General features: G+C 48.1%; 1 protein-coding gene. It reads left to right on the forward strand.

Annotated features, from left to right (window positions below; translation table 11 throughout):
- The coding region (locus R7040_RS26275; RefSeq protein ID WP_318097551.1) for an IS66 family transposase at positions 1-732 on the forward strand (732 nt) is incomplete at both ends.

The following is a 732-nucleotide window of genomic DNA, read 5'->3' on the forward strand; positions in this document are numbered from 1 at the left end:
CGGTTACAGTGCTCGCACTTTAATGGCTCTGCATAAGTTTTTTGCTGGTGCGCCTTATTATCGCCAAGAAAGCATGCAGGCTCTGATGGGAGTAAAGCTTACAGCGTCAACCATTTTTGACCAAGTTGAGTTGGTAGCCAATAGCTTACAACCCGTTTATAACCTGCTTAGAATTTTTGCAGCCAACGCCGAGCATTACTACTTAGACGACACGAGTAATCGAATCTTAGACAAAGTCCCAATCGAAAAACCGCAACGCAATAGCACCAAAATGCGAGAGCGCACCGGCGTTTACAGTACGGGTTTAGTCGCTGGGTTAAAAGGCGGGCACAATGTGGTGTTATACAAAACGAACATTGGGCATGCGGGCGAGTTCATTGACGAGTTGCTGAGCGAGCGCGGTAAAACGCTATCTACTCCCATATTGATGAGCGATGCCTTATCCAGCAATCGCCCATCTCTTGGTTATGAAGTCCAACACTGTCTGTGCAATAGTCACGGGCGGCGGCAGTTCGCGGAAGTGCTTCACTCATTCCCAACCGAAGTTGAACAGGTATTAACGTGGTATGGAATGATCTGGGATAACGATCATGAGGCCAAAGTCTTGAGGCTCAGCAGTAAGCAGCGACTTGCGTGGCATAAGAAAGTATCTCTGCCGGTGATGGAGCAGATCCGTGAATGGGGAGAGACAGAACTTAATAGAGGGCGTGTTGAAGAAAATAGTGGTCTTGG

It is taken from the genome of Vibrio sp. 1069 (assembly GCF_033340555.1).